Source organism: Bartonella sp. W8167, from assembly GCF_016100335.1.
GTDB lineage: Bacteria > Pseudomonadota > Alphaproteobacteria > Rhizobiales > Rhizobiaceae > Bartonella > Bartonella apis.
Genome location: NZ_JACFSQ010000004.1, coordinates 124698 through 133350, shown reverse-complemented (window position 1 = coordinate 133350; position 8653 = coordinate 124698). Strand labels below are relative to the sequence as shown.

The window sequence follows — 8653 nt, the reverse complement described above, 5'->3', positions numbered from 1 at the left end:
CCAAGAGCGCAACTCACTGTCGCCAGCGGCGTACCGCCCTCGTTGTGGCGCTCATATAGACCTCACTTTCTCCCAGAGTCAACAGCGATATCGAAAAAAAATGCACTTTTTTCGTTTTTTTATGTCGATTCAATCTTACCGTGTGCCGGCTAACGATTACACCTCGAAAATGGTGCAAAAAATCGCATCTAGAGTTTCAAAAAAGTCGAAAATTTACCGCCAAAAATGTTTTTCTCAACTTTCAGAACCGAAAAACGCTCGAAAAAAATGCGTCTTAGGGCATTTTGAAGCCTTTTTAACAGAATCAACGCCATTTTTTTCAAGAATCACGTCTCAGAGACAAGAATCACCCTGATTTTGCCGCATGTCTGGAACATTCGCGCTATCAGCCAATTGGATAGCCTGTGATTTATGGTCGTCTCTTCGAGTCTGTCTTCTTTGTTTCCTGCAATGTTTCGGATCAACCAATGTCTTTTTCTGTATATGTCTTCATTCACATGAATTAATTCGAGGACTTCGTGTTTTCGAACCATCCCATCTTCTTTTGCATTTGCGGTTGATTCCACTGATCCTGCGAGACCCGTTGCGGAACGGAGGCACCCCCGCCCATACTGATAGTATTATAAAGTTCGCAACTCTCGTTTCATAATCATGAATTCGGCTGATCACCCGAGGTGAGAAATTTGCGTTCTTAAATAAGTTTGCTCGGTTAGTGGTTTTTGAAAAACATAGACCGACCAATAAGTTTTTAAACCCGAAGTGCCACTGACTATACGAAAATGAAAACTTGCTATCTGATAGGCGTGGCAAAATTTTTCAGCCTTTAAATGCAATTATTCCATTTAAGTTCCCGAAAAAATGAAAATTTTCATTTTTGTTTGAAATGGCAGGAGAAAAAACCGGTCGCTCCATCGCGGCAAACCGTTATTCGGGCAACTTACCGATTTTCCCGAGAGTCAAAGGATTTTTACGGTTTTAAATTGGGAAACACAGACGACATATAAAATGACGGAGAGCGCATCACTTCATATAAATGGATCAAATATAGAAGAGGCATGAAATTATTTGACTGGCTCCTCTATAGGAAAATGCATCGGTCAAAACATGTCCGGAGCATCACCCAAATTGACGACAGGCTCCTGCAATCTCGTCTGTCCCTATCCTGATACACACAATTCAGTGACGCAAACCCTCTCGCTCGATAAGTAACGTCCACTTTTAAAAATGGGAGGAAACACAAGTCATAAGACTTGCAGGATGTTATTAAGCACCGGAAGGAATCAAATTTACCCTGTTATATCGGCGACAAACAGGGCGTTGAAGTATTTCGAACGCTAACCGGCGTAGAAAACGAACAGTTTTACGACATCGCAATAACCGGTTCGATGGCAAAGAAAGATGCTTGCACACTATTTGCCGACGGAATCTTACTTATCGCGGGATAGACAATTGACCAGATTATCGGCGAGGTTGGCGATCAATTCCGGATAGAGGCCTGAACCTTCCGGTAATGATTGTCCCAACGGGTCAAGCATGCCGACTTTGGCAGACGTATTTTCAATAACGACATCAACAAGTTTATTCGGATATTGCGGCTCGGCAAAAACACAAGCGACATTTTCCTTGCCGATGGTGTTTTTGATTGCACCCAGTCGTTGAGCACCCGGCTGACGTTCAGGGTCAAGTGCCACCGAACCGACTGCATGAAGGCCGAAACGATGTTCAAAATAATGGTAGGCATCATGAAAAACGATAAAGTTTTTGTCACGGAATGGTGAAATAGTTTCTTTTATATTCTGCTCGGTTTCGGCAAGCATTTTATCATAGGCTTTCGCATTATTATAATAGATATCAGCATGATCTGGGTCTTTTTTAGCAAGAATATCGGCCACATAAATGACGACTTTCCGGGCATTCTCGGGGTCAAGCCAGAAATGGAAATCCATTGCGTGGCCATCTTTACCACTATGACTATGGTTTTCAGCTTCGCCTTCGAACAAACCACCTTCTCTGATCGGGAGAAGCTCGACACCGGGTGCAGCAGAAAGTGCAATCATCCGGTCTTTGACACCGAGATTTTCTATCGGTTTGGCAAGAAAAAGCTCCATATCGGGATTTGCTATAAAAATAATGTCAGCTTCGGACAACATTTTCGCATCTGATGGCTTTAACGCATAGCCATGTTCCGAGCCGGCCTGTTTAACAATCAACGTCGGTGTACCCAATTTTCCCATAACTGCGGCGACCAATGAATGAAGCGGTTTGATGGAAACCACCACCTGAGGGACTGAAGACGCTTGTGCTTTGATGACGAAGACGAAAATCAGCACGCATGCAGCCATTGTATAATAAAGAGACCGAAACAATTTTACCCTTTAAATGTTACTTTATTACATTACAGTTTTGTATTAAGCCAGTTGTTGAAGAAGTGCAAGGCGTTTGCCGTCAAACTTTAGTGTAGTGAAGGAGGAATCATAGTTGAGTTTAGGCTGATTTTCATGACTGAAGATTGGATAATGACAAGTCAAAACTTTGATTGGCAGAATCTGATTGGCAGAAACTATGATTGATTGCATGAAACGATTTGAGGATTGGAAAAATGGATAAAGAATGGCTGTTGTCGCTTACAAAAGCAGGCATCGAACGCAATGGTCGCTGGCTTGTCCATGATATAGATCTTGATATCTATCGTGGTGAAATCGTTACACTGATTGGTCCGAACGGTTCGGGAAAATCAACCACAGCAAAAATGGCATTGGGAATTTTAAAACCATCAGCGGGGACTGTGACCAGAAAAGCAGGCTTGCGCATCGGCTATGTGCCGCAAAGATTGGTGATTGACCCATCCCTACCTTTGACGGTTCGCCGTTTCATGACATTGACAGCCAAACTTGATGCCAAAAAACTGGCATCGGTTTTGAGCGAGACAGGCGTTGCCGATTTGGAAAATGCCAATGTCGCCGATCTTTCGGGCGGGGAATTGCAGCGGGTGCTCCTTGCTCGTTCAATTGCAAGAAAGCCTGATCTTCTCGTTCTAGACGAACCTCTACAAGGAGTCGATTATAATGGAGAAACCGAGCTTTACGGATTGATTGCCAGTCTGCGCAAAAAACTTGATTGCGGTATTCTTCTCATCTCCCATGATCTTCATATTGTCATGGCAGCTACCGATCGCGTGATTTGTTTAAACGGCCATATTTGCTGCAGCGGAGCACCAACCGAGGTTGCACAAAGCGAAGCTTACGGGCGCCTTGTCGGTGCAATACCCGAAAACGGTCTGGCACTTTATGAGCATCATCATAACCACCGGCATAACATTCATGGTGCCGTCATCAACACTCCGGCCGGAAAAACAACCAAAAATATCGGAGCCAACGATAATGCTTGACGATTATCTTGTAAGAGCGTTTTTAGCAGGAATTGGCGTAGCATTGATGGCGGGGCCACTCGGTTGTTTTATTGTTTGGCAAAAACTTGCCTATTTTGGCGATACCATGGCCCATTCGGCTTTGCTCGGTGTCGCTTTTGCCTTACTTGTCAACATTGATACGGTGCTTGGCGTTTTCCTTGTTGCAGTCATTGTTTCGATTGCACTCTTTATTCTTCAGGCAAAAGAAAAATTGTCGGGCGATTCGCTTCTCGGCATTCTTGCCCATGCAACACTGGCAATCGGACTTATCCTGATTGGCTTCATGACCTGGACAAATATTGATATCAATAGCTACCTGTTCGGCGATATTCTGGCTGTCTCCCGCACAGATGTGTTGACGGTGTGGATCGGATGCGCCGTCATTCTTGTTGTGCTTTTTCTCTTGTGGCGTCCGCTTCTCGCACTGACGATCAATATCGACATGGCGAAGGCAGAAAATATGAAGCCGGAACGCGCCCGTTTCATTTTTATGTTGCTTATGGCCATTGTTATTGCGGTTGCCATAAATATCATCGGTATACTTCTGATTACGGCACTTCTCATTATTCCTGCTGCCACTGCGCGGCGTTTTTCATCAACCCCTGAACAAATGGCCATTCTTGCTGCTTTGATTGGTATTATCGGAACGGTTCTCGGGCTTTACGCCTCGATCCGGTTTGACAGCCGTTCGGGCCCCAGCGTTGTTGTTGCACTGTTTATCCTGTTTATTGCAAGCAGACTGATAAGTGGAGTAATCAAGGAATTTTCCCATGACAGATAAGCTCACCCGTAACCAGATGTTGGTGCTTTCAGTCCTCGAAAAAGAACAGGCGCCATTGAGCGCCTATACAATACTTGACAGGTTGCATGGAGAAGGCTTTCGCGCGCCATTGCAAGTGTATCGTGCACTTCAAAAACTTGTTTCCGCAAAACTGGTTCACAAGCTCGAAAGCGTCAATGCTTTTATGGCGTGTTCACATCCCGACCAGCATAATCATGGGCTTACGGTCTTTATCATTTGTGAAAACTGTAATCGGGTTGCGGAAATCGAAAATCCGCTTATTGCAGAAAATATTCTTCAAATGACACGAAAAGAAGGCTTTTTACCGCGCACAACGACGATCGAAATTCGCGGAATATGCACCAGATGCAACCCGAAGCGGGTCTGAAGCGTTGTCGGTGTGTCCATTTTATTGACGGTTGAACCCGTTTTGGTTAAACACCGCACTCTTTCATCAGACGTGGAAGCCTTGTCCCATGACAGATTTTTCTAACAGCACAAACAAGACAATTCAGGCCAAACAACGCCCGCACAAAAAAATTGCGATAGCGATTGCAATTATTGCTGCCATTGCAGTTTTGTGGCTGGGGTTTAGGTGGCTGACCGAATGGCGTTTTCTGGTCACAACAGATGATGCCTATGTGCAAGGCGATATTGCCTCGATTGCCCCCAAGGTCAACGGCTATATCAATGACATTCCGGTTGAAACCAATCATTATGTCAAAAAAGGCGATGTGCTGTTTCGTCTTGATGATGGCGATTATAAAATCGCTTATGACGAAGCAAAAGCAAAACTTCAAACGCAAAGCCGCACGCTCGCGCGTATCGAAGCGCAGATTGCCGCTTCGAAAACCTCGCTTGACGAAGCCAATGCACAAAAAGACGCGGCCAATGCGGTGGCCGTCAATGCTGATATTACGTTAAAACGTGCAAAAGAACTGAATGTCGGGAGTTTCGTTGCAAAATCGGCTGTCGATAATGCCCAGTCGGCTTATGATCAGGCCGTTGCCAATGTCACGCGCGCCAATGCGCAAATTGCTGCGGCGGCTGCCAATATTACGGTTCTTGAAGCGCAACATGACGAGGCGGTAAGCGAAACGAGAAGCCTTGAACTGGCACGCGACAAAGCCCGTCGTGACCTTGATTTTACCGTTTTGCGCGCACCTTTTGATGGTGTTTTGGGAAATCTTGCCGGTAAAAAAGGTGACTATGTCGTCAATGGACAGCGTTTGGCTGCACTCGTTCCTGTCAATGCGCTTTATATTGACGCCAATTATAAAGAAACCCAACTTCCTTCGATCTATGGCGGTGAAAAAGTTCGCATCTCTGTCGACGGGCTTGATGGCGAAAGCTTTGAAGGCACAGTCGTTTCATTGTCGCCTGCATCGGGCGCTGTTTTTTCACTTTTGCCACCACAAAATGCCACCGGCAATTTTACCAAAATTGTCCAGCGTGTTCCGGTCAGAATATCGATACCTGAAAATATTCTGGCAACAGGGCGCATTCGTGCCGGCATGAGCGTGGTTGTCAGCGTCGACATGCGCACAAAACCGGAAGGTGCAAAATCATTGGCGACAAAGTGAGGTTTTGATGACCGCTGCCAGTCTCCCCCACACGGAAGATCATATTGAGCCGAAAAAAATCGTGGCCTTCGTGGCCATGGTTTTTGGCATGTTCATGGCAATTCTCGACATCCAGATTGTTTCTGCCTCCTTGTCGGAAATTCAGGCAGGACTTTCGGCAAGCTCGGATGAAATAGCCTGGGTCCAGACATCCTATCTCATTGCCGAGGTTATTATGATCCCGTTATCGGGATTTTTGGGGCGGTTGTTATCAACGCGTGTGCTTTTTACAATTTCGGCTGCCGGCTTTACTATTGCATCCGCCCTTTGTGCAACAGCCGGCTCGATTGAACAGATGATTGCCTACCGTGCCCTTCAGGGCTTTATCGGCGGTGGCATGATTCCAAGCGTGTTCGCTGCTGCCTTCACCATTTTTCCGCCTTCAAAACAGCCGATTGTTTCTCCCATTATCGGGTTGGTGGCAACACTTGCCCCCACGATTGGACCGACAGTCGGCGGTTATCTGAGCCATGCTTTTTCGTGGCATTGGCTGTTTCTTGTCAATGTGCCCTTCGGCATTCTCGTAACCATTGCTTCATGGAAGCTCATTGATTTTGATAAAGGTGATAGTTCGCTTTTCCAATCCTTCGACTGGTTCGGTTTAATTACCATGGCAACCTTTCTCGGCTCCCTTGAATATGTGCTTGAAGAAGGTCCGCGCAATGACTGGATGGAAGACGAAATGATCTTCCGTTTTACCATTGTCATGGGCATTTCTGCCGTTCTGTTTTTCTGGCGTGTGCTGACAGCGAAAAACCCGATTGTTGACCTCAAGGCCTTTGTAAACCTGAATTTCGCACTCGGGTCGATCTTTTCTTTCGTTATGGGCATCGGACTTTACGGGCTTACCTATCTTTATCCGCTCTATCTTGGGGAAATTCGCGGCTATGATGCCTTGATGATCGGGGAAACAATGTTTGTTTCCGGCTTGATGATGTTTTTTTCCGCTCCCCTTGCCGGTTTTCTTTCGACCAAGCTTGACCCGCGTTTAATGATGGGGCTTGGTTTTGCGGGTTTTGGCTGGGGAACCTGGCTTGTCACCGGAATGACATCAGACTGGGATTTCTGGGAACTGTTCTGGCCGCAAATTTTACGTGGCGGCTCGCTCATCCTGTGTATGGTGCCGATCAACAACATTGCACTTGGCACACTTTCGGCCGAAAAGCTTAAAAATGCATCCGGTCTTTTCAACCTCACCCGTAATCTCGGTGGTGCTGTGGGGCTTGCAATCATCAACACCATTATCATGCGGCGTACCGATTTTCATTATGAGCGACTGTCCGAAAGCGTGCAATGGGGAAACCGGCAGGCAATTGACCTGTTGAATGCTTTGGCAAACAAACTTGATATGGCAGGCTTGAACCCGAAGGATTCGGCTTTGATGCAGCTCTATAATATTGTCCGCCAGCAAGCGACAGTCATGGCCTTTATCGACGCTTTCTTCATTCTTACTCTCTTGTTCGCAATTTTGACACTTCTGGTTTTTGCTGTAAAAAAACCGAAAACATTAAGCGGTGGAGTTGGCGGGCATTAATGTGCGAAAGGCTAAAAAAGGCAAAAACCGATCAAGGGTTTTGCTTTTTTTACGCTTCTCGCGTAAGTATAGCTTATGACAATTGCAAGCAAATGGACATTTCCGACTGATATTCTGCTAGCGCCCAAAAGCCTTGCAGCACTTGGCTCCGTGTTCGAAAAAAACGGGGTCAAAGCCATAATGGTTTTGACCGATCGCGGTCTTAGCCAATCACCGGCATTGAAAAAACTGCTCAAACGCATTGACAAATTGAAATTGCCGTTCGGCGTTTTTTCTTCGCTCGACGGAACTGCCTCCAGAGAAACATTGGAATTGACTGTTCGGCTTTATTTGAGCGGCGGTTTCAATGCTATTCTTGCCTTTGGCGGTGGTGCAGCAATAGATCTTGCCAAACTGACCCGCCTGTTTTGTGCAAAAGGCGCGAATGTCAAAACACTTGAAGTCCCCTCGCTTTATACGCCTCTCCCCTCGCTTGTTGCAATGCCGACACTTGCCGGAAGCGGTGCAGAAATCAGTGATAACGCCTACATTATCGACAATAGCAACAATACCGGTTTTACAATACATGACAAACGCATGATGCCGCCATGCGTTGTAGCCGATCCGGTTTTAACAGGGTCTGCACCTGCTATTTTTATGGCCGGCGCGGGTATGCATGCACTTACCAATGCGATTGATAGCTGGTGCTATCCGACATTCAATCCCGTTTCGGATGCTCTGGCACTCGAAACAGCCCGCCTCGTTTTTGCCTATTTGCCAAAAGCAGTCAGTGACCGTTCAAATAATGAAGCGCAAATGGCAATGGCATCCGCCTCGCTCACTGGTGCACTTGCGGCAAAGAAAGGCTTAGGCATGACCAGCGCCCTCGCCCGATCGATAAGCAATCGTTACCAAACCCATTTTGGCATGACTGCAGGTGTTCTTTTGCCTTATGTCGTGGCTTATAACCAGTCGGCAGTGGGAAACAGAATTGCAACGCTTGCCGAGCGCCTTAATATAAAAGGTGGTTTCAACGGCTTTATCCGCCATCTGTTGAATTTGCGAAAATCGGCCAATGTTCCAACAAAATTGGCAGGCTTGACAAAAGATCAGAAAATCAAAGCAAAAGACAAGGCCTTGATTGAAAATGTCGCCGTTGAAGACCAAGGGCCGGATGAACCAACTGTCCGGCTTTCCAAAAAAACAGCGCTTGCCATTTTGAATGCAGCAATTGCCGGAAAAATGAACCGCAAAAAATAGATAATGCGTTTTCGCAATCAGAGCCTGAATAAGAAAATTCCTATTGATTTTTTCACTTATTCACACGT

Annotated in this window: 8 protein-coding genes; 7 read left to right on the top strand and 1 reads right to left on the bottom strand. The window is 46.1% G+C overall.

All coding sequences use genetic code 11. The features are described from left to right. Positions 1-355, top strand: a 355-nt coding sequence (locus H3V12_RS11115) for a hypothetical protein (protein ID WP_210326828.1), incomplete at its 5' end; no start/stop codon positions are given. A gap of 1072 nt (positions 356-1427) precedes the next feature. On the opposite strand, the gene H3V12_RS10680 is transcribed toward H3V12_RS11115, so the two are convergent. After that, positions 1428-2342 carry a zinc ABC transporter substrate-binding protein gene (locus H3V12_RS10680; protein ID WP_198214647.1) on the bottom strand — a complete coding sequence of 305 codons (915 nt, stop codon included), beginning with the start codon at positions 2340-2342 and terminating at the stop codon, positions 1428-1430. A gap of 257 nt (positions 2343-2599) precedes the next feature. Here H3V12_RS10680 and H3V12_RS10675 point away from each other — a divergent pair, with 257 nt between their 5' ends. The 6 genes from H3V12_RS10675 (at position 2600) to H3V12_RS10650 (ending at position 8585) form a co-directional block, all read left to right on the top strand. Further along, complete coding sequence (locus tag H3V12_RS10675; RefSeq protein ID WP_198214646.1) at positions 2600-3388, top strand: metal ABC transporter ATP-binding protein; 789 nt, start codon at positions 2600-2602, stop codon at positions 3386-3388. Beyond that, positions 3381-4190 carry an iron chelate uptake ABC transporter family permease subunit gene (locus H3V12_RS10670; protein ID WP_198214645.1) on the top strand — a complete coding sequence of 270 codons (810 nt, stop codon included), beginning with the start codon at positions 3381-3383 and terminating at the stop codon, positions 4188-4190. Before H3V12_RS10675 ends, H3V12_RS10670 begins: the two co-directional genes overlap by 8 nt. After that, positions 4180-4578, top strand: a complete 399-nt coding sequence (locus H3V12_RS10665) for a Fur family transcriptional regulator (protein ID WP_075915525.1) — start codon at positions 4180-4182, stop codon at positions 4576-4578. Before H3V12_RS10670 ends, H3V12_RS10665 begins: the two co-directional genes overlap by 11 nt. Before the next feature lie 88 nt (positions 4579-4666). Further along, entirely contained in the window at positions 4667-5773 is a 1107-nt protein-coding gene (locus H3V12_RS10660) for an HlyD family secretion protein (RefSeq protein ID WP_198214644.1), read from the top strand. A gap of 7 nt (positions 5774-5780) precedes the next feature. Then, positions 5781-7346, top strand: coding sequence for a DHA2 family efflux MFS transporter permease subunit (locus H3V12_RS10655; protein WP_198214643.1), 1566 nt, complete (start codon positions 5781-5783; stop codon positions 7344-7346). 75 nt (positions 7347-7421) lie between these two features. Beyond that, a complete protein-coding gene (locus H3V12_RS10650; RefSeq protein ID WP_198214642.1) occupies positions 7422-8585 on the top strand; it encodes an iron-containing alcohol dehydrogenase in 1164 nt (387 codons plus the stop codon). The last annotated feature ends 68 nt before the right edge of the window (positions 8586-8653 follow it).

What these genes read in the sequence shown, in the direction of transcription:
- H3V12_RS10660 (WP_198214644.1), top strand. Translation starts at nt 4,667, where the DNA reads ATGACAGATTTTTCTAACAGCACAAACAAGACAATTCAGGCCAAACAA.
- H3V12_RS10670 (WP_198214645.1), top strand. Translation starts at nt 3,381, where the DNA reads ATGCTTGACGATTATCTTGTAAGAGCGTTTTTAGCAGGAATTGGCGTA.
- H3V12_RS10680 (WP_198214647.1), bottom strand. Translation starts at nt 2,342, where the DNA reads ATGGCTGCATGCGTGCTGATTTTCGTCTTCGTCATCAAAGCACAAGCG.
- H3V12_RS10650 (WP_198214642.1), top strand. Translation starts at nt 7,422, where the DNA reads ATGACAATTGCAAGCAAATGGACATTTCCGACTGATATTCTGCTAGCG.
- H3V12_RS10675 (WP_198214646.1), top strand. Translation starts at nt 2,600, where the DNA reads ATGGATAAAGAATGGCTGTTGTCGCTTACAAAAGCAGGCATCGAACGC.
- H3V12_RS10665 (WP_075915525.1), top strand. Translation starts at nt 4,180, where the DNA reads ATGACAGATAAGCTCACCCGTAACCAGATGTTGGTGCTTTCAGTCCTC.
- H3V12_RS10655 (WP_198214643.1), top strand. Translation starts at nt 5,781, where the DNA reads ATGACCGCTGCCAGTCTCCCCCACACGGAAGATCATATTGAGCCGAAA.